This is a genomic window from Thiomicrospira cyclica ALM1, assembly GCF_000214825.1.
GTDB classification, from domain to species: Bacteria; Pseudomonadota; Gammaproteobacteria; order Thiomicrospirales; family Thiomicrospiraceae; genus Thiomicrospira; species Thiomicrospira cyclica.
The window spans coordinates 1,872,902-1,892,511 of sequence record NC_015581.1; the positions used below are offsets into that span (position 1 = coordinate 1,872,902).

A 19,610-nucleotide genomic window follows, 5' to 3' on the forward strand; every position below is an offset into this window, starting at 1 on the left:
GCGGTTAAAAGGTCGGGGCGATCGCATCCAGTTCGCCCGAACCAGTCTGTTTATCCGGCAGATTTTGAGCCTGATTGAACAGCTGCATCGCCAATAACAAATGGTTAGCAAGACTGCGCCAATAAACTTCATCATTCATAATCGATGTCGCAATATGGGCACTCATCGCACGCTGACGAATATCCTGATCTAAACTGGCTTGGAGTTGGCGACTCGTTTCGTCAATTTGTTGTTGCCAATGACTAAAAAACGCGTCCATCTGTTCACTCGGTAAGGGTTTTTCAGCTTGCATCTGTCGACGCAAAGCACGTAGCAATTTAGCTAAACTGATCCGCATCATGTCATATTTTTGCCGCACGGCGGCTTGCTCACTCACACCATAGCGCGCTAAATTTTTATGCATATGCTTGATCGCTTTCACAGCTTGCACCGCATTTAAACTGGCGCGGCGTAATTGATACATCGGCTCGATAACCGCTTGCGGCAAGTCCCGTTGCTGAGCTTGACCAATAAACTCCACAATCGCATTATGCAGGTTCTTCACCTTTTGCTCATAATCACCTTCTAAATCCAGCGGCATAAACCGGCGGGTATTTTGCACCGCATGGGCTAGGGATTCCTCAGACTCAATGACCGAGCGACGCAAACCAATCCCCTGTGCGATTAAGCCATAGCTGTTATCAAACAAATGGCCTACTTCAAGCGTCACCGCTTGCCGCACCGTATCGCCACTGCTTAAAGCCGCCGGTATAACATATAAGGGTTGTTCGCGGGTTACTGGCTTATCGGCCACCCTAGTTGTGAGTAGGTCGGCCATTTTAGTGACAAAGGGCCAAAGCAGCAAAACGCCAGTAAGGTTAAAAAGGGTATGAAATAAAGCCAACTTTAATAAATAATTATCAGCCGCTATACCTAGCAGGCCTGCTAAGCCATCAACCAGCCATACGAACCCATCAATCATCACAATCGCAATCAGCGCGGTGCCAACATTAAAAATAACGTGCGACCACGCCAGCCGTTTACCCCACGCATTAGCCGCCATCGCACCAATCACAATGGTAATGGTGCTACCTAGATTGGCGCCAATCGCCAGAGCTAAGGCGTTTTCATAGCTGACTTGGCCGGTTGCCAGTGCAGAAATAATAATTAATAAACTGGCATGGCTGGACTGCATAATCGTGGTGATAACCATGCCAATCAAGGTAAAAACCAACACGCCCAATAAGCCGGTCATCGCATAGGCGGTTAAATCAAAGGTGCCTTGCAGACTTTCAAATCCGAGCTTCATGTAATGAATGCCCAAAAATAAAAATGCGATACCGAGCAAGATCGCTCCGAGGCCACGAATCTTTTGACCCTTTTGCAGTTGTAACAAGACGCCCAGCACCAGCAATGGCAAGGCATAGGCCGCAATATCAACCTTTAAGCCAAAACCGGCCATTAACCAAGCCCCGGTAGTGGTACCTAGGTTGGCGCCAATAATGATGCCAATCCCAGCCGCTAGAGTAATCATTTGCGCGCCCACAAATGACACCGTAATTAAAGAGACTAGGCTACTGGATTGCATTAATGCGGTGCTGGCCAAACCGAAAGCCACACTGTGACTTTGACGAGCCGTAGATGCTCTTAAGATTCGCTCTAAGATGCCGCCACTGAGCGCTTTAAAACCGGTTTCTAATAGCGTCATCCCAAATAAAAACAGCGCCACACCAGCAGCAACTTGGGTGAAATCCTGGCTAAATAGCATCATCGCAAATAACAAGAACATGACCGTTACCAGTAATAGCTGACGCCAGCCCCAGTCGGCAAACAAGGCTATTAGCGCACTAAGCTTCATTGCTCTGCTACCCATTGATCAAGTTGTTGATAAGCAATTTTGCCTGAGCCTAATAGCGGAATCTGTTCGCGCCAATAAATAAGTTTTGGCCAAGCCAATTCGTTCATTCCGGCTTGCGCTAAAACCTGTTGCACCTGGCCTAAACTTAAGTGCGCATCATTCGATACCAGCACAATTTTTTCGCCTTTTTTACTATCACTGACTCGCACCGCGACCCCCAGTTTGTCGGGCGCTAAAATAGGCGCTATGGCTTGCTCAATCGCCACCAGCGACACCATTTCACCGGCAATCTTGGCAAAACGCTTGGCTCGACCTAATAACCAAATAAACCCTTGCGCATCAATCCTCGCCAAATCGCCGGTATCATACCAACCATCCGGTGGTGCCACTAACTCACCCGCTGCGGTCTCAAACCAATAGCCGAGCATCACGTTCGGCCCTTTAATCCATAAACGTCCACCCTCGCTCAAACCTTCCACCGGCTCAAGACGATAAACCAGACCTGGTAATAAACGCCCCACGCTGCCATCCTGTCGCGCTTGCGGCGTATTAACCGCCACCACGGGAGAGGCCTCTGTCACCCCATAGCCTTCCAAAATCGTTTTGCCAAACTTTTGCGCATAGAGTTCACGGGTTTGTGCACTTAGGGGTTCCGCACCCGCCACCAGAACTTCAACTTGATTAAAATCATAAGGATCGGCTCTGCGTGCATAGCCTTTATAAAAAGTATCTGTAGCAAAAAACACCCGCGCATTGGACTGATATACCGCTTCGGGGATTTGATGATAGTGCAACGGACTAGGATAGAGCGTCAGTTTTGCTCCTGCCAACACGGGCCACAGCAGGCCTGCTGTTAAGCCAAAACTATGGAAGGTCGGCAAAGCATTAAATACGCCATCGCCAGGCAATAAGGCAAATTGGCTGCCGACTTGGGCAATATTCGCCAACAGATTTTGGTGCGACAACAGCACGGCTTTTGGCGCAGCCTCGGATCCAGAAGTAAACAAAATAACCGCCGGGTGATCAGCGGCTTGTTGATAACCTGGCAAGCTCCGACTGGGTCGCGCCAGTGCTGATAACTTATCGACTAGGCTAATCGTTTCACGCACGTCTTCTAAATAAATCCATTCAATATGTGCAGCAAGTGCCTGTTCAATGGCTTGCAGGCCTGCTAATTTAATAAAACGCCGAGAGGTCAGAACCCGTTGCAACTGGGCGGTTTTACAGGCCGAGATCAACGCAGCCTCCCCCGCGGTAAAGTTCAACATCGCTGGTAACTTGGCCTGACTTTGCAACGCCCAAAAAGTCACCAGAACGCCTGCGGAGTTGGGCAACATCACGCCAATATTCGATTCCGGACAGAGTTGGGCTAGCTTGCTACCTAGCACGCGAGCGCCTAAACGGGCTTTTTTATAACTAAGTTTGGTGCCTAACGCATCATCAACTCCTTGCCAGCGCCCGGTTGACCATTGGTTGGTCACCGCTTGGTCAAAGGCTTGCCACAAACTACCTGGCTGCCAGCTCGCTTGAAAATGACTCGCTTGCAATCTTTGCAACATCGCTTTTTGATAGGCTTGGTGACGGGCTCGTCCTCGCAGCTGCGGGTCAATCGCTAAAGGCTCGGCGGGGCTTAAAGTCAAGGTTATCTTAGGACGGCGCGAACGGCGTAACCAACGCACCCGTCCGTCTAAATAGGATGCGTGGCTCCATTGCGCGCCCTCAATATGCACGGCAAGCACCGCCGCGCCGGTTTTATCGGCCACCAGGCCTGCGCCCGAATAGATCTTCATTAATCCGCCTTGGGTACTAATTCGACCTTCGGGGAAAATCATCACCTGCTCACCCGCCTCCAGTGCTTTGATTAAATGTTTCGCGGCCATCGGACTATGTAAATCGGTGGTAATGTACCGACCTAGTCGCAATAAAATTGAGCGGAACCAGCCCTGGGTATGAGCCGCATCAATCATAAAGGTGGTGGATCCCGGAATAAAACCATCAATCAAGGGGCCATCCAATAAGGAGACATGGTTGGCAACAATTAATAACGGACGGTCTTGAGGTCGCTGGTGGTAATGCTCCAAGCCTCGAACCTCAATACGATACCAACGTTTTGCCCAAAATTTAATCAGACCACGCACAAAAGTGACCCACCAGGCCTGCTGTTGCTTCTGCTGACTCATGCCTTCTCCTTTGCCGCCTGTGCCGCAACTAACCAAGTAGTTTGTTTAAAGCGCCAAGCCACCCAAACCGCCATCATCCCTATCCCCATCACCAGCAGGCCTGCTAATTGCGGCCAGCTTAACCCCAAACTGTAACCCGCCATCAAAGCCAGTGCCGATAACACCATCCAAAGTGCATTCATGACATTATTAAGAGCAAACGCCCGTGCTCTGGCTGAGGCCGCAACTTGCCGTTGTAATTGGGTATAGAGTGGCACCGTATAGAGCCCACCCAAGATCGCAATCAGTGCTAAATCCAAGCTAATCCGCACAGCCGTTGGATCACTAAAAAACAGGCCTGGCGCAACCAGCACTGACGCCTCAGCCCAGACTTGCTGGCTCAGCCAAGCCGCATCACCTAATACAAGCGCCATTAAACCCAGCCACCAGGCCTGGTGATGCCAGTTGAGCCAAGTGTTTAGCAGCGTTCGCAAGGCCGCACCCAAACCAAAACTGACCGCAAAACCAGCCAGCCAGACAATAGCCACCTGCTCATTGCCACCCAAGCTTTGTACCCAGTGCGGCAACTGACTTAATAAGGTCGCGCCAATAAACCAAAATAGTGAAATAGCGATAACCAAACGACCACGTCCATCATGCCAGTTTTGCCATACCGCCATAAAACTCGCGCCATAAGCTAATGAACCCTTGCCTAATTTTGGCTTCGGTACACAAACGGGGGTCACTTGAAAACTCGCCCAGGCACCTAAGAGCGCAACGAGGAATACGCCGGTTGCTAAAACCCATAAATGACTTTCAGAGATAGCGCCCCAGCCACCCAACAAGGTGCCTAACAATATCGCAATAAAGGTTGAGCCACTAAACCAGGCATTGGCCGACATCCACTCAGTAGAAGCGACCCGCTCTGGAATAATGGCATATTTGATCGGTCCAAAAAACGCCGATTGAATCCCCAGCGCAGTTATGGCAACTAACAACCAAAACAGACTTTGGCTGATCAACGCCCAAGCCGCCAATATCGCCAAAAACACTTCTGCCAGTTTGATAAGTTGAATCAACCGCAGCTTATCAAACTGATCGGCAAGGCGGCCAGCCCAAGGTGAAATCAACATAAACGGCAAAATAAATAAGCCCGCGGCGACACTGAGCCAAAACCCGGCCTCCGCATCGCTAACCAAACGATAACCAATCAAAATGGCAACGGCATTTTTAACTAAATTATCATTAAAAGCGCCCAAAAACTGCACAGCAAATAAGGCTCGAAAGTCACGATTAAGCATTGCTTGTCGCTCTAGTTTAATAAATCTATCGATTATTTAAACACATGATGCAACTGTTCATAAAGTTGATTGAGTTGAAGGGGTTTGGCTAGAATCGCATCAGCGCCCTGATCTAAATACTTGACCTTATCACCTTGCAGTACGTTAGCTGTTAAGGCGATGATAGGCGTTCTGGATAAGGATTTTTCTGCTTCCCAGTCACGGATTTCCTGCATGGCCTCAAGCCCATCCATGACCGGCATATTAATATCCATTAAGATAAGATCAAAGGTTTGATAGCGAAACATTTCAAGCGCTTCTAAGCCGTTTTCAGCCAAGATAGCATCTATCGATATTTTCTTTAAGATGGTTTCCATAAGTAACTGGTTGACCGGATTATCTTCTACGACTAGTACCGATCTTCCAATCCACTGAGACGTATCAAAAACGAAATCTGATACAGGTTCTTGCGCCTTCTCAACTTTATCTAAGATTAAATCGAACTCAAATACACTACCTTTTTGCAAAACAGACTCCACTCGAAGACAGCTATCAAAAAACGCTAAGAGCCGAGAACAAATAACTAAACCCAAACCTGTACCACCATACAATCGTGTCGTGGATTCATCGCCCTGTAAAAATGGTTCTCCAATACGCGCGATATGCTTGGCATTCATACCGATACCCGTATCACTTACACGAAACTTTAACCGAACTTTATCGTCTTTTTCTGCAACTGTTTTAACAAGCAATCGAACCTGGCCCTGATGAGTAAACTTGATAGCATTGCTAATTAAGTTAGTCAAAATTTGCTTGATACGTAATGGGTCTGATAAATAGGTCACAGCGGCATCAAAGTCATAACATACCTCAAACCGAATAGACTTAGCTTTAGCACGAAGCTGGAACATTTCAATAATCGGTTCAAGTGCCTGTTGCAAATTAAATGGGTGACGCTCTAAGACCAATTTACCCGCATCAATTTTTGAAAAGTCTAGAATATCATTGATAATGCCCAGCAACATATCGGAGCTTTGTCGGGTCATTTCGACAAAATGTTGCTGTTGGGGGTTAAGAGGCGTAGCAGCGAGTTGCTCAATAAATCCCGTAATGCCATGGAGTGGCGTACGTATTTCATGAGACATATTGGCTAAAAATGCATCGCGTGATGCTTGAGCTTGCCGAAGCTCAAATAACATCGTCTGCAAGGCTTGCTCCTGACTCACCAACTGTTGATTCGATCGGCAAGATTTTATGGCATTACTAAGTTTGTCACAGACCGGTGATAATGCTGGCAACATAGCCGAATCTATCGGTTGAACCGTTGTAATCGTGACGATACCGACGCCTGCAAGGTTAATGCCGTAAATATGCTTGTGATCACCAGTTTGGCTGCTCGATATAACCCCACTCAGTCCGTTACTCTCTAGAGACTTCTGCTGGCTCCACCATTGCTGACAGAGGAATAGGTGCTCATCGGATAAAGATTGCCTCGGCAGGCAATAACTAGGCTGTTGTACTTCATCAATTGCATCTAGGTTGTTAATAAAAAAAGCTATTTGAATGCCATTTAGTTTTCTTAACATGACCTTCGCAACAGACGTTATTAGTTGCTGCTCATCCAGCGTATTACCTATCGCCATCGCCATCTCATACAAAATAGCGAGGCGATTGTTTTGCAGGTCTTGGCTTGGCAACGAACTAGTCATCGAAGCAAGCCACAACAGTAGTTTTATTGTAAAACTCAAGGTAACCATTGCCAGAATTGGCAATTTCTCCTAAAACCAACGCCCCGACAAGCGGATCTGGGCTTGTCAGTTCACTTTTAATCGCCGCTAATTCGTCAGAAAACTGCTCTTTAAGGTACAAAGCCCTAGAAATACAATCAAATAAGATGGGGTGTTGCAAGCTAGCTTGCTGACTCGAACTGGCACAAGCCGATGTAACCGCTGCGGCATTAATTAATTGTGCCGGCTCCGCTGTCAACAAGTCCACAAAGTCACCTTGTGACAGCTCACCAACACAAATCAATCCCCCCTCTGGGGTTACTGCAATCGGGTCACGAACAATTTTTTCATCATTGAGTCGGTGAATACCAAATGGATAGGCTTGGGCAACGGAAAAAAAGTTTTCCGCAGTAATACCAATATTATGGTGAGGGGCCACTAATCGCTGATAAACTTCAAAGGCATTTTGATTATCTATTTCGTAGATAATATTTTTTTTTACTTGGGTTACTTGCAGGCCACTATGCATGGTATGCCATCCATGACCAACACCAACATTAAAGCTTTTATCAAGTACACCGATAAGAGCAGCATCTTTAAAAACACCATCATTACAAAACAAACAGGGCCGTTGCTCAAAGCTCAAAGAACCAGCTCCACCGCCCACAAACTTAACATCCGAGCCTAAGACTTCAAATAACCCGTCAACCCAGCTTGAAATACACGTTGCCAAACCATCCACCAAACTAATACAGGACTTAGGAGGGGGCTGATCGCAAAAGGCGCGGTCAATATCGGCCACAAAATCCTGCTCAAGGTTGCTAAGTCCTTCAAACCGCTTAATATCAATCGGTGTCTTTAACGCTATCAAAACAAACCCCTGCTCTATTGCATTTGAGTCATAGACGATTTGAGGAAAAATGCCGCCCATGATAGGTTTTTGCAGTCTCGATAATGATTGACTGAGTTCTTTAACGTCATAGCGGTTCGCTTCTGCGGTTAAGGCTAATATGCCTTGCACGTCCTCATGACGCATTACGTCTTCACAGACCGCTACAAAATCAACACATTTGCCTGAAGAACTATAGTGATAGATCATGCTACACCTTTATAAAAACCTTATACTATATTTTAAGATTGAACAAGCTGGTCAAACTGGTTTTTTAGGACCCTTTTTGAATGCTAATAACGACTCATATAGCTGGTTAATTAATACCATTAAACTATAATACTCACTATTATGTATCAAGAACTTTATATAAACTGTTAACAAACATTAATGCCAACACTTTTAATTACCCGCGCTGGCTATACAAAGCTGCAGCATGAATTTAATGAGCTTTGGAGCAATGAACGTCCCAAAGTCACAAAAATTGTTGCCTGGGCGGCGAGCTTAGGTGATCGTTCGGAAAACGCCGATTATCAGTATAACAAGAAGAGATTACGCGAAATTGACCGGCGCTTACGCTACTTAAGAAGCCAATTAGAACAACTTAGAATTGTCGATTATCATCCTTCTCAAGAAGGAAAAATTTATTTTGGCGCCCGAGTCTACTTAAAGAACTTTAACGGGCAAAGCTTAGCATTTCGAATTGTGGGACCTGATGAGATTTTTCATAACTCCGATTACATTTCGATAGACGCGCCCATGGCGCGCGCATGCTTACAAAAATCCGTAGGCGAGAGCGTACAGGTTATTGTAAGCGGAGAACTGCCCTTAGACTGGGAAATAACCGCCATAACTTATTATCCTAGCAATAACAGCTAAAAATGTGGCGAATCAAATAAATAAACCTAAGCAGCCGAAGAATTTATACCAGAATGACGTAATAATGCATCAATGGTCGGTAAACGCCCTCGGAATGCTTTAAATAGTGACATTGGATCTATTGAACCGCCCGCCGCTAATATCGTGTTTTTAAACTTTAAACCAGTTTCTGTATTTAAAATCCCGGATTCTTCAAATAGGCTAAATGCATCTGCCGATAACACTTCTGCCCACTTATAACTAAAATAACCTGCCGCGTAGCCACCCGCAAAAATATGACTAAAGCTTTGAGGAAAGCGATGATAACTCGGTGGATGAATAACGGCGACTTCATCCCGAATACGCTGGATTAATTCAATGACGTTATTTGGCTTAGATGGGTCATAATCTAGGTGCAAAATAAAATCAAACAACGAAAATTCTAGCTGTCTGAGTAGCATCATCGCCGATTGAAAATGCCGCGACTTTTTCAATGCGGTTAGCAACTCATCTGGAAGCGGTTGATTCGTGTCAATATGCCTTGATATCAGATCTAAACTTTCGCGCTCCCAGCAGAAGTTTTCCATAAACTGAGAAGGTAGCTCAACGGCATCCCAAGGAACGCCGCTAATACCGGAAATATTGATATGTTCCATTTCAGTTAACATATGATGAAGACCGTGACCGAACTCATGAAATAACGTGGTCACTTCATTATGAGTTAAGCAGGCCTGCTGGCCGGCTACCGGCGGCGTAAAATTGCAAACTAAGTAAGCGATAGGCGCAATGGTATCACCAGACGATTGACGCCAGCGACTATGCACCACGTCCATCCAAGCGCCACCGCGTTTATTTTCACGTGCATACAAATCTAAATAAAAGCCGGCAATAACTTGGCCAGCTGAATTTTTGATGACATAAAAACGAACATCAGAATGCCACACATCTACATCCTGCTGTTGTTCTATATGAACATTAAACAAACGCGTGACCAAGCTAAACATACCTAACAGAGTGTGCTCTACAGGAAAATAAGGTTTTAGGATTTCTTGCGATAGCGCAAAACGCTGTTCTTTGAACTTTTCGCTAACATAGCCAATATCCCACGGATTCAATTCGCCCATACCTAGGTATTGCGTTGCGAATGTTTGTAGCTCTGCTAACTCCTGGCGAGCTTGTGGCTTGGCACGCTGGGCAAGATCTCGTAAAAACTGCAACACTTGCTCTGTTGAATTAACCATTTTGGTTGCGATTGAGTAGTCTGCATAACTGCTAAACCCTAATATCTTGGCCTTTTCATAGCGTAACTCGCCAATTTCTTGAATCAGGTCCGTATTATCAAAAGCTGGATAGTCACTTTGATCGGACGCACGTGTAGCGTATGCCTTGTAAACTTTTTCACGTAAGGAAGCGTCATCAGCATAGGTCATAACAGCATGATAACTGGGAAAATCAAGGGTAATTCGCCAGCCTGTTGCCTCTTTTAGCTGGGCATACTGTGCTAGCAGGTTTTTAGCGGATTCGGGCAAACCAACAAGTTGACTTTCATCAGTGATATGCAAGGACCAGGCCTGGGTCGCCTTTAAAACATGGCTACTAAATTGACTTGATAACTGTGATAAGCGTTGTAATATCGATTTAAAACGATTTTGATCCTGCTCGTTCAAGTCTACACCCGCTAATCTGAAATCACGTAGTGAGTTATCGATAACTTTTTTTTGCGCAAGCGTAAGATGATGATATTCATCGCTTGCTGCCAAAGCTTCAAACCGAGTAAACAAGGCTTTATTTTGGCCTAGTTCTGAATAATATTGCGTAATCTTCGCCAAGACAGTCTCATAGGCTTGGTGCCATTCATCTGAATAACACACGGCATCCAAATGCCCTACTGGGCCCCAAGTAGCTTCAAAATCATGATCAATCTGCTCTAAAGGTGCAACAAAGTTTTCCCAGGTAGGGGCTTCACTGGCATTGCTCAACTCGGCCAGCGTTTTTCTGCTACTAATTAATAACTGATCGATATCGGATTCAATCTTATCAAAGGACATCTCGCTAAAATTGGGCTGCTTTAAAACTAAATGCGGCATCCGACCATCCTCTTGAAAATAAAATTATAGTTTATGTTAAATTATTAGATTAAATTATGCTAAATAAACTTGAGAGTGGTTTGCTGCAAGATTAAATCTACACAGAAGACCACAATGTCACGTACTCACAATTCGCAATAATAAGGAACTCGCATGGCTTCGAATAGCTCTTCTCAACTGGCTCAATTTATTGACGAGGTGCCCAACTTCCCGAAACCCGGTATTTTATTTCGCGACATTTCTCCCTTATTGCGCAATCACTTTAATGCCACAATTGATGCGCTTAGTGCTCTTTACACGGATGAAGATTGGAAAAATATTGATACCTTGGCGGGTATTGAATCACGCGGTTTTATCTTTGCCGCAGCACTCGCTTACAAGCATCAAAAGGGCTTTGTAAAAGTTCGCAAACCCGGTAAATTACCGAATGTACATGCATCCATTGAATACGGACTAGAGTATGGCAAAGATTCGCTCCACATGCAAAAGGGAGATGGCTCTAGGATATTAATATTAGATGATCTTATTGCAACGGGTGGTTCATTACAAGCAACCTGCAAGCTATGCGAAGAGGTGGGCTATAACATTGCAGGGCTTGCCTGCGTGATTGATCTGACTCATTTAAATAATTTTAATTACAATGGACATGGTGTTCGCTCCATCATCCAATACAGCGATTGATCCCTGTTTTATCGCGGGCATGGCTTGATTAATTAACTCTGCGCTGCTAAAAAAACAGCATTTTAATCCCTAACAACAACAACATAATAGCAAACGCCTGTTTCAAAAACTTAATCGGCATATTGTGGGTCAGCTTGGCACCAAAAAATGCCATCACTGTACTGGCTGAAACGATGGCCAATAATGCCGGCCAATAAATAAAGCCCAGCGTATAGTCTGGTAAGTCGGGCACCCACCAGCCAGAGATCATATAAGCTATCGTACCCATCAAGGCAATTGGCCAAGCTAATGCTGACGAGGTTGCAATTGCTTGGCGCATCGTCATATTGTGAAACACAAAATAAGGCGTGAGCATGGAACCACCACCCACTCCAAGCAGTGAGGATAAGCAACCTATGCCTCCCCCCCAACCATTCAAACCTAACTTGCCAGGTAGATTGCGTTGTGGCGGCGGTTGCTTGCCCATTAACAACTGCAAGGCCACTAAAATCTCTAGCAGCCCAAACATAATTGCCAAAACGGCCGTCGCAAAAAATTGGCCAATCCAGCCGCCCAAAAAGCCACCAACGCTAACGCCTAGCAACATAACGCTTATTAAGCGCCAATTCACAGCGTCATGGCGGTGATGACTCCAAACAGAGCCTATTGAGGTTACCAAGATAGTCGCAAGCGAGGTGGCTATCGCAATATGCACAATATAAGGTGTATCAAGATAAATTAAAAATACCGAACTTAAAATCGGCACCAACACCAGTCCGCCACCGATACCTAGCAGGCCTGCTAATAAACCTGCTAACGCCCCTGCCGCCAAGTAGATTGCTAATTCTATTATCAAGGTTTAGTCCTTTAAACAAAAAGACCATGGGATTGCCATGGTCCTTACAAAGCCTTTCAAACGTTAATAGCTACCGTTTTTTTGCGTTGGCTTCTGCCGCCTCACCGCGTTCAATTTTGCGGGTAATATACCACTGCTGCGAAACCGATAGGATGTTATTCATCAACCAGTACAGTACCAGGCCTGCTGGGAACCACATAAAGAAGATGGTAAAGATAAATGGTAAAAACTTCATCACCTTTTGCTGCATCTCATCCATCATTGCGGTTGGATTAAGCTTTTGTTGAACCCACATGGTCAAGCCCATCAAGACCGGCAAGACAAAATAAGGGTCTTTTACCGACAAGTCATTAATCCACAAAATCCATTCCGCCTGACGCATTTCCACCGAGTAGATGAGCACCCAATAAAGCGCAATAAATACCGGCATTTGCACCAGTATCGGTAAACAGCCGCCTAAGGGGTTAATCTTCTCTTCTTTGTACAGCTTCATCATTTTTTGCTGGAAGATTACCTTGTCATCGCCATAGTTTTCTTTCAACTGCTTAAGCTTGGGCTGGAACTTACGTAACCGCGCCATTGAATAGTAGCTCTTAGCCGATAACCAATAGAAAGCCAACTTAATCAAAATCGTCAATACGATAATCGACCAACCCCAGTTTCCAACGATATTGTTGATATGGTTCAGCAACCAAAACAAAGGTTCAGCTAAAATCGTAAACATACCATAGTCAATGGTGCGCTCCAGGCCTGGTGCGATTTGACGCAAGACATTTTGTTCTGTAGGACCAATGTAAATTTGTGATTGAATGGTCGCTGTTGCGCCAGGCGCAATTTGCACCTCGGGCTCAACGACACCAATTCGGTAGCGTCCTGGTTCAACTTGGTTAGCATAAAACACATTGGTTACATTTTGATCGGGCACCACGGCGGTCACAAAATAATGCTGAATCATCGCGGCCCAGCCACCTTGAATAAGCTTGTTTTCTAGTGGCTGGGTGTTTAAATCGCTAAATGAAATTTTGTTGTATTTTTTATCATCACTAAAATGATCATAAAACACCGGACCGGTATAAGTATACATCAATGCCTGTGAATAGGGATCAAACGCGGTACGAACAAATTGCGAATATAAGCTACCCGACCAAGACTGCTCTGTTAAGTTGGTGACTTCGAACTCCAAACCAATTAAATATGAACCCCGGGTAAACACATAATACTTGGTTACCTCAACACCCCCTTCACGCCAGGTAAATGGCACCCGTAAGGTATCTTCAGTCATAATATATTCAGTTTTTGGTGTTTCAAAAATGGCTCGATGCGTCGGTGCTGGCAACCCGGTTTCAGCATTCGCCACTAAACCATTTTGCGCAAAGTACATTAATGGCCCTTGATCGCTCATCAAGTGGAACGGCGTATTTGGATCGCGAGGCATACCATGCGGAATAATCCGCGCATCGCGAATATCTGCACCCAAGGTATCAACTTCTAGTTGCAGTACATCCGTCTCTATGCGAATCCGTTGTTGTTGAGGGATGATATTGGAACCAGCAGCACGTGGAACATCAGCCTGCTGCTCAGCGGTACGATTAATATTTGGCGCAGGTACATCAAAGTCCCGAGCAGTCTGTTGTTCGATGGCGGTGGCGGTCGTCGTTGAGGGCTGTGCATTGAACTTCATCCATTCAAACCAAATCCACATAGCGGTGAAAGCTAACGCAATCCACCAAAACGCTTTCATATTCATGCTTGTTCCTTAACGCTTAGCTTATTTAACTCACTGAGTTTAATTTTTTTAATAAGATGCTCAAAACTGGCGTGCAATTGCGCTGAAGTCACACACTCGGTTCCTTTGCGCCCTAAAACCACAATATCATAACCGCATAAGTCTATTTTATGTTGACGAAATGCCTCACGAGCAATACGTTTTATACGATTACGCCACACAGCCCGGGATAATTGTTTTTTTGATACAGCGAGGCCTAACCGAGGTAAAGGTTGTTGATTGGCTTTAACGATCAGCGTCCAATGGCGATTAGCAAACTTTTCAGCTTGTTGGAAAGCAGCTTGGTAATCTTTAGGGGTGAGCAAACGAACAGTTTTGGGAAGTGTTTGGCGGGCTAGCGCATCGAAGCGCGCTGCCGCCACAGCGACTGGTTGACTATCGCTAAGGACGGTCATTGTGCTGTTTACACAGTCAAACGCGCGCGGCCTTTGGCACGACGTGCTGCAAGCACTTTACGGCCATTTTTAGTTGCCATGCGAGCACGGAAACCGTGGTTGCGCTTGCGCTTGATAACGCTAGGTTGAAAAGTACGTTTCATGTCTAAATCCTATTGCAATAATTTGATCAAAAAATTTGAACAGTGAATTCTAGTTAAGCCGCTCAGGAAATGCAAGCAAAATCAACTAAACAATTGAAATTTCGCTTTAAATAGGCATGCTAAAATGCGTTATCTTTATTTCCTAAACAAAATTAGTTTCCCTATGGCTCAAATTGATTGCCTTAAGCTACAGCATTTTCGCAACCTCTCACAGATTGAGTGGACTCTTGGTAGTGGACAAAATATTATTGTCGGTGATAATGCAGCAGGTAAAACTGCCATAATTGAAGCTTTATGGTTTTTAGCGAGCGGTCGCTCATTTCGAGCCAATCAGCCCAAACAACTCATTCAACAGGACCACAACCAATTTACATTATATTGTGAGGTTGCCCATCAACATAGAACTCACAGACTCGGCTTATGTCGAGATGCCATTCAAACCATTATCCATTTAGATGGTCAAAAAAATGCCACCCAATCTGACCTCAGTCAATGCTTACCTTTACAGCTATTAACTCCAGAGAGTCACCAGCTGTTAACCGAGGGCCCAAAAGCTCGGCGCCGGTTTTTAGACTGGGGTTGTTTTTTTCACTATGCTGAGTTTATAGGTCACTGGCGCCAATTTCAGCGCGCTCTAAAACAACGTAATATGGCACTCAAGCAACAACGCCCTTTAGATGAGATCGCATTATGGGATAAAAACCTTATTGGGGCTGGCTTAGCGGTTAATGCCATCCGTAGCGACTACCTTCAAAAACTCGAACCTATCCTGCTTGATTTTGCCGAATACCTGATGCCGCGCTTTAACGAACAACATAACCTTACCCTTAGTTTTTATCCTGGCTGGAGTAGTCATTATCAAAATTTCGGGGACAGCTTGCAGCAGTACCTTTCAAAAGATCGCCAATTGGGATTTACTCAATATGGGCCTCATCGCATGGATATTCGCATTAAAGTCGACCAACAGGATGCTCTAATGCGCCTATCTCGTGGTCAGCAAAAGTTGTTAGTTTGTTCTTTACTACTTGCTCAGGCGCAATATTTAGCCGAACAATCCGGAGAATCCGTTATCATGCTAATTGATGACTTGCCTGCCGAACTGGATGAGACACATCGCTTTAAACTGCTGAACTTACTGCAAGAAATGCATATTCAACACCTTGTGACTACAACGTCCCTCGAACTCATCCCCGCTACTCATAAGGATTCTCGGCATGTTTTCTATTTACACAACAGCCAACTTCGACCATCCACCTAGTCATCACAATTTATTCTAAATTTGTGGTAGAATCAAAAGATTATTTAGCCTGTTAAAAAGTACTGAAACCTATGTCTACAACGCCTATAGAACCTAAGCAATACGATTCTTCCTCGATTAAAGTTTTAAAAGGTCTTGACGCTGTTCGTAAGCGTCCAGGCATGTATATTGGAGACACCGATGATGGCTCAGGTCTACATCATATGGTGTTTGAGGTCGTTGATAACGCGATTGACGAAGCGCTTGCTGGCCATTGTGACACGATTAAAGTTACCATCCACACGGATGGATCCGTCTCAGTTACCGATAACGGTCGAGGCATTCCTGTCGATATACATGAAGGAGAAGGTGTTTCAGCCGCCGAGGTCATTATGACTGTACTCCATGCCGGTGGTAAGTTCGATGATAACTCCTATAAAGTGTCTGGTGGCTTGCACGGAGTTGGTGTTTCTGTTGTAAACGCCCTTTCTGAAGAACTGAACCTAACCATCCATCGCCACGGTAAAATATGGAAACAAACCTACCACTTAGGTGTGCCACAAGCCCCTCTAGCGGCTATGGGTGATTCCGACAAAACCGGTACTGAAATTCGCTTTAAACCCAGTAGTGAAATTTTTACCATCACCGAATACAATTTTGATTACCTACTAAAGAGACTACGTGAGTTGTCTTTTCTAAACTCAGGCGTTCATATTGAGCTGATTGATAAACGAGACGATCGAAAACAAGTCTTCCAATATGAAGGCGGTATTTTGGCGTTTGTCGATTTTATTAATCACAATAAAACCCCAATCAATGCAAAAGCCTTCCATTTCTCAACGGTAAAGGATGACATTACCGTTGAAGTTGCCATGCAATGGTCTGAGTCTTATCAAGAGTCGATTGTTTGCTTTACCAATAATATTCCTCAGCACGATGGCGGAACTCATTTATCTGGCTTCCGCGCCGCACTGACTCGAACGCTAAACAGTTATATTGAGAAAGAAGGCTTAAATAAAAAGTTTAAAATCAACGTGTCTGGCGACGATGCGCGTGAAGGACTTGCTGCGGTTATTTCGGTGAAAGTACCAGATCCAAAATTCTCTTCACAGACCAAAGACAAGTTAGTGTCTTCTGAAGTAAAGTCAGCAGTTGAAACCGCGATGAATGAAAAACTGGCTGAATACTTGTTAGAAAACCCCAACGAAGCCAAAGCGGTTTTTGCCAAGATTGTTGATGCGGCACGTGCGCGTGAAGCGGCACGAAAAGCGCGCGAAATGACTCGCCGCAAAGGGGCTTTGGATATCGCAGGCCTGCCAGGTAAATTGGCGGATTGCCAAGAAAAAGATCCCGCGTTGAGTGAACTTTATCTAGTGGAGGGTGATTCCGCAGGAGGTTCAGCTAAGCAAGGACGTGATCGTCGTCGCCAAGCTATTTTGCCACTAAAAGGTAAAATCCTTAACGTCGAACGCGCTCGTTTTGACAAGATGATCTCATCAGCGGAAGTAGGCACGCTCATAACCGCACTAGGTTGCGGTATTGGGCCTGACGAATATAATCTCGAAAAACTACGCTATCATCGCATCATTATTATGACCGATGCTGACGTAGACGGTTCGCATATTCGTACGCTTCTATTAACCTTTTTCTATCGTCAACTACCCGATTTAATTGAAAATGGCTATGTGTATATTGCTCAGCCACCACTCTACAAAGTAAAAAAAGGCAAACAAGAAACCTATTTAAAAGACGATGCCGAGCTAGAAGGCTACCTTCTTAATAGTGCCTTAGATACAGCGGCACTTTGGGTCAACGAGCAAGGTCCCAGCATTAAAGAAGTCGCATTAGAACAGCTCGCTAAACAATATCTACAAGTTAAACGGATTATTGGTCGTTTATCGCGTCGATATAGTCAAACCTTATTGCAATTATTAACTGACACACCGGCATTGGACCTAGCGCTGCTCAACGACTATGATGCATTAGATGAATGGGTTAAAACACTCGGACCGCGTTTACAAGCAATCGGTGAGCTTCAAAAAGTGACGTATAACCTTCATATTGAACCGGCTCTCGATGGTGAGGCAAAGTTCCAAATTCGCCTAGCGCAACGTGAACATGGCACTTTAACAAGCCAAGTCTTCGGTGAAGAGTTCTTTATGTCTCCAGAATATACAGCCATGGCTAAACTTAGTGAAACACTTCAGGGTTTACTAACTGAGTCAGCTTACGTCCAACGGGGTGAAAAACAACAACCCGTGGAATCATTTACCGATGCTCTAGACTGGTTGCTCAATGAAGCTAAACGTGGTCAAAGTGTTCAACGCTATAAAGGTCTGGGGGAGATGAACCCCGAACAGCTTTGGGAAACGACCATGAATCCCGAAACTCGCCGCTTGCTGCAAGTCAAAGTACGAGACGCTATAGAAGCCGATCAGGTCTTTACAACGCTAATGGGCGACCACGTTGAACCGCGACGCGACTTTATCGAAAGTAACGCGCTTAAAGCGGAAAATATTGATGTTTAATTTTTTTGATTAACAGACCATCTTGGTCGCAATGACTCTGTTCATTGTTTAGAAGGAGGCTTTTTATGTCTGCAATTCACCCTATCGTAACGGTTACTGGTTCCTCTGGAGCCGGGACCTCATTTGTGAAACGCGCTGTTGAGCAAATTTTTGCACGTGAAAACCTGAATGCCGCGATTATCGAAGGCGACAGTTTTCATAAATATGACCGTATGAGCATGCGTGCTAAAGTTGCTGATAGTAAAGAAAATGGTGGCCGTCCATTAACCCATTTCTCTGAGCATGCCAACGAATTTGAAAAGCTGGAAGAATTGTTTGCCCAATACCGCGAAACGGGCACTGGTAAGCGCCGTTACTATATTCATAGCGACGAAGAAGCGGCCGAACACAATGCTCGTTTAGGTACTAATTTAAAACCGGGTGAATTCACACCTTGGGAAGATATTCCAGAAGGCACTGATGTGCTGTTCTATGAAGGTTTACATGGCATGGTTAAACGTAAAGACCATGGTCCAGCAGAAGGCATGCATGATGTTTCACAGTATGTCGATTTAGGGATCGGTGTTTGTCCTGTCGTAAACATCGAATGGATGCAAAAAATCTACCGTGATACCTCCGAGCGTCCTTATTCAGTTGGTCAGGTTCGTGATGTGATTTTAGAACGTATGGAAGATTATATAGAATATATCGTGCCACAATTCCATCGTACACATATTAACTTCCACCGCGTGCCGTTAGTCGACACCTCAGATCCGTTTTCAACTCTAAAAGATGAAGCGGCGCTAGTCCCTGAGCCTAAAAACTCATTAATGGTAACGCACGTTCGACATCAAGATATTGATTTACAAGCTATCGCGGACAAAATCCCAGGCGCTTGGTTACAAACAACTGAAACCTTGGTTTATAACTCCGAACATATGGTGCTAGCAATGGATTTACTCATGTCACCCATCATCCATAACTTGGTTGAACGTAAACGTGCAGCTTTGGCAAAATAGCATAAACCGAGCTTGGTTAAAAGGCCATTACTAAAACCCGCTTTATGAGCGGGTTTTTTTATCCCACATCAGCCATGCGATGTTTTGCTGATTATATTGTTACAATGATTAATTATTTAAGAAAAGTTAGAACTCGAGACCTTCGTGTGGATTGTAAATAAGGCATGTTG

At 44.9% G+C, this 19,610-nt stretch carries 15 protein-coding genes; 5 read left to right on the top strand and 10 right to left on the bottom strand.

The genetic code is table 11. The features are described 5' to 3' along the window. Positions 1-4 precede the first annotated feature (4 nt). Genes THICY_RS08285 through THICY_RS08305 form a run of 5 tightly spaced genes read right to left on the bottom strand, consistent with a single transcriptional unit; the run spans position 5 to position 8,102 of the window. Complete coding sequence (locus tag THICY_RS08285) at positions 5-1,837, bottom strand: Na/Pi cotransporter family protein (RefSeq protein ID WP_013836161.1); 1,833 nt, start codon at positions 1,835-1,837, stop codon at positions 5-7. Next, positions 1,834-4,017 carry an AMP-binding protein gene (locus tag THICY_RS08290; protein WP_013836162.1) on the bottom strand — a complete coding sequence of 728 codons (2,184 nt, stop codon included), beginning with the start codon at positions 4,015-4,017 and terminating at the stop codon, positions 1,834-1,836. Before THICY_RS08290 ends, THICY_RS08285 begins: the two co-directional genes overlap by 4 nt. Beyond that, positions 4,014-5,297 (bottom strand): MFS transporter, encoded by a 1,284-nt coding sequence (locus tag THICY_RS08295; protein WP_013836163.1) that lies wholly within the window; start codon positions 5,295-5,297, stop codon positions 4,014-4,016. Before THICY_RS08295 ends, THICY_RS08290 begins: the two co-directional genes overlap by 4 nt. 32 nt (positions 5,298-5,329) lie before the next feature. Then, positions 5,330-6,985: a response regulator gene (locus tag THICY_RS08300; protein ID WP_013836164.1), complete on the bottom strand. Its 1,656-nt coding sequence runs from the start codon at positions 6,983-6,985 to the stop codon at positions 5,330-5,332. Next, entirely contained in the window at positions 6,978-8,102 is a 1,125-nt protein-coding gene (locus THICY_RS08305) for an FIST signal transduction protein (protein WP_013836165.1), read from the bottom strand. The genes THICY_RS08300 and THICY_RS08305 overlap by 8 nt, the downstream gene beginning before the upstream one ends. Before the next feature lie 180 nt (positions 8,103-8,282). Here THICY_RS08305 and greB point away from each other — a divergent pair, with 180 nt between their 5' ends. After that, entirely contained in the window at positions 8,283-8,771 is a 489-nt protein-coding gene (gene greB / locus THICY_RS08310) for a transcription elongation factor GreB (protein ID WP_013836166.1), read from the top strand. 26 nt (positions 8,772-8,797) lie between these two features. On the opposite strand, the gene THICY_RS08315 is transcribed toward greB, so the two are convergent. After that, positions 8,798-10,837: a M3 family metallopeptidase gene (locus tag THICY_RS08315; protein ID WP_013836167.1), complete on the bottom strand. Its 2,040-nt coding sequence runs from the start codon at positions 10,835-10,837 to the stop codon at positions 8,798-8,800. Between the two features lie 153 nt (positions 10,838-10,990). Here THICY_RS08315 and THICY_RS08320 point away from each other — a divergent pair, with 153 nt between their 5' ends. Further along, positions 10,991-11,518 carry an adenine phosphoribosyltransferase gene (locus tag THICY_RS08320; protein ID WP_013836168.1) on the top strand — a complete coding sequence of 176 codons (528 nt, stop codon included), beginning with the start codon at positions 10,991-10,993 and terminating at the stop codon, positions 11,516-11,518. Positions 11,519-11,564: 46 nt separating this feature from the next. On the opposite strand, the gene THICY_RS08325 is transcribed toward THICY_RS08320, so the two are convergent. The 4 genes from THICY_RS08325 to rpmH all read right to left on the bottom strand — a co-directional run bounded on the left by THICY_RS08325 (position 11,565) and on the right by rpmH (position 14,677). Next, positions 11,565-12,353, bottom strand: a complete 789-nt coding sequence (locus tag THICY_RS08325; RefSeq protein WP_013836169.1) for a sulfite exporter TauE/SafE family protein — start codon at positions 12,351-12,353, stop codon at positions 11,565-11,567. A 70-nt stretch (positions 12,354-12,423) separates the two neighbouring features. Continuing rightward, the gene (gene yidC, locus THICY_RS08330) at positions 12,424-14,100 is read right to left on the bottom strand and encodes a membrane protein insertase YidC (RefSeq protein ID WP_013836170.1); all 1,677 of its coding nucleotides are present in this window, start codon (positions 14,098-14,100) and stop codon (positions 12,424-12,426) included. Beyond that, a complete protein-coding gene (gene rnpA, locus THICY_RS08335; protein ID WP_013836171.1) occupies positions 14,097-14,534 on the bottom strand; it encodes a ribonuclease P protein component in 438 nt (145 codons plus the stop codon). The genes yidC and rnpA overlap by 4 nt, the downstream gene beginning before the upstream one ends. An 8-nt stretch (positions 14,535-14,542) precedes the next feature. Beyond that, positions 14,543-14,677, bottom strand: a complete 135-nt coding sequence (gene rpmH, locus THICY_RS08340; protein ID WP_006460059.1) for a 50S ribosomal protein L34 — start codon at positions 14,675-14,677, stop codon at positions 14,543-14,545. Positions 14,678-14,840: 163 nt separating this feature from the next. Here rpmH and recF point away from each other — a divergent pair, with 163 nt between their 5' ends. The 3 genes from recF to THICY_RS08355 all read left to right on the top strand — a co-directional run bounded on the left by recF (position 14,841) and on the right by THICY_RS08355 (position 19,440). After that, positions 14,841-15,935, top strand: a complete 1,095-nt coding sequence (recF, locus tag THICY_RS08345) for a DNA replication/repair protein RecF (protein ID WP_041435890.1) — start codon at positions 14,841-14,843, stop codon at positions 15,933-15,935. A 71-nt stretch (positions 15,936-16,006) separates the two neighbouring features. After that, a complete protein-coding gene (gyrB, locus tag THICY_RS08350; RefSeq protein WP_013836173.1) occupies positions 16,007-18,442 on the top strand; it encodes a DNA topoisomerase (ATP-hydrolyzing) subunit B in 2,436 nt (811 codons plus the stop codon). A gap of 65 nt (positions 18,443-18,507) precedes the next feature. Beyond that, positions 18,508-19,440, top strand: a complete 933-nt coding sequence (locus THICY_RS08355; protein WP_013836174.1) for a phosphoribulokinase — start codon at positions 18,508-18,510, stop codon at positions 19,438-19,440. The last annotated feature ends 170 nt before the right edge of the window (positions 19,441-19,610 follow it).

Bases quoted from the DNA above. Each gene is read 5' to 3' on its own strand.
- THICY_RS08285 (WP_013836161.1), bottom strand. From the start codon at position 1,837: ATGAAGCTTAGTGCGCTAATAGCCTTGTTTGCCGACTGGGGCTGGCGT.
- THICY_RS08290 (WP_013836162.1), bottom strand. From the start codon at position 4,017: ATGAGTCAGCAGAAGCAACAGCAGGCCTGGTGGGTCACTTTTGTGCGT.
- THICY_RS08295 (WP_013836163.1), bottom strand. From the start codon at position 5,297: ATGCTTAATCGTGACTTTCGAGCCTTATTTGCTGTGCAGTTTTTGGGC.
- THICY_RS08300 (WP_013836164.1), bottom strand. From the start codon at position 6,985: ATGACTAGTTCGTTGCCAAGCCAAGACCTGCAAAACAATCGCCTCGCT.
- THICY_RS08305 (WP_013836165.1), bottom strand. From the start codon at position 8,102: ATGATCTATCACTATAGTTCTTCAGGCAAATGTGTTGATTTTGTAGCG.
- greB (WP_013836166.1), top strand. From the start codon at position 8,283: ATGCCAACACTTTTAATTACCCGCGCTGGCTATACAAAGCTGCAGCAT.
- THICY_RS08315 (WP_013836167.1), bottom strand. From the start codon at position 10,837: ATGCCGCATTTAGTTTTAAAGCAGCCCAATTTTAGCGAGATGTCCTTT.
- THICY_RS08320 (WP_013836168.1), top strand. From the start codon at position 10,991: ATGGCTTCGAATAGCTCTTCTCAACTGGCTCAATTTATTGACGAGGTG.
- yidC (WP_013836170.1), bottom strand. From the start codon at position 14,100: ATGAATATGAAAGCGTTTTGGTGGATTGCGTTAGCTTTCACCGCTATG.
- rnpA (WP_013836171.1), bottom strand. From the start codon at position 14,534: ATGACCGTCCTTAGCGATAGTCAACCAGTCGCTGTGGCGGCAGCGCGC.
- rpmH (WP_006460059.1), bottom strand. From the start codon at position 14,677: ATGAAACGTACTTTTCAACCTAGCGTTATCAAGCGCAAGCGCAACCAC.
- recF (WP_041435890.1), top strand. From the start codon at position 14,841: ATGGCTCAAATTGATTGCCTTAAGCTACAGCATTTTCGCAACCTCTCA.
- gyrB (WP_013836173.1), top strand. From the start codon at position 16,007: ATGTCTACAACGCCTATAGAACCTAAGCAATACGATTCTTCCTCGATT.
- THICY_RS08355 (WP_013836174.1), top strand. From the start codon at position 18,508: ATGTCTGCAATTCACCCTATCGTAACGGTTACTGGTTCCTCTGGAGCC.